This is a genomic window from Variovorax sp. GW823-FHT02B07, assembly GCF_058797695.1.
This window is the reverse complement of record NZ_JBXAJX010000022.1, coordinates 1-575: the sequence shown is the minus strand read 5'-3', so window position 1 is coordinate 575 and position 575 is coordinate 1. Positions and strand designations below refer to the sequence as shown.

Below are 575 nucleotides of genomic sequence, written 5' to 3'. Positions count from 1 at the left end.
TCGCCACGCAGCTTGCAGCCTTCAATCAACACGTCAGCGAAGACTCCGCCCGACTCCTTGCTTCGGGGGGTGCACTTCATATCTTCAAACTCGCATTGCCGAAGCGTGAGCTTTGCGTGTCCTTCAATGACAAAGTACTTTGCTGTGCAGCCAATGAATTCCGCTTCGCCATCGCTGCCGACGCCTCCCCAATGATTCCGATCGGGATTGGTGCCAACGAACCGACAAGACTCAAAAACAAGGGCCGTGCTTTTTTCGCCGGCATACCCTATGGAACCGTCCGTCCATGCGCATCGCAAGAAGTGAACGCGGTTGGTCTTGCCGTATCCAAAGATGCCCGAGAACCGACAGTCTTCATACCGCACGTCCGTGGAGTTTCCAATCTTGATCTGATACGCACCGACGAAGTCGCAGTTCTTGAACAGGATGTGACTCCAGTCAACGTACTGAAAACTCTCACCGCTGATCTCCGCGCCCTCAATGGTTAGTAAAGCGTCTCCGATTTCCTTTTTTCGAAGCTCTGGATCTTTGAGGTACTGAAAGATCTTTCCAAACTCGCGGATGTTCTTTTTGGA

Annotated in this window: 1 protein-coding gene; it reads right to left on the bottom strand. The window is 52.2% G+C overall.

Translation table 11 applies throughout. The features are described 5' to 3' along the window. The coding region (locus AC1RGU_RS31345) for a hypothetical protein (RefSeq protein ID WP_492700418.1) at positions 1-575 on the bottom strand (575 nt) is incomplete at both ends.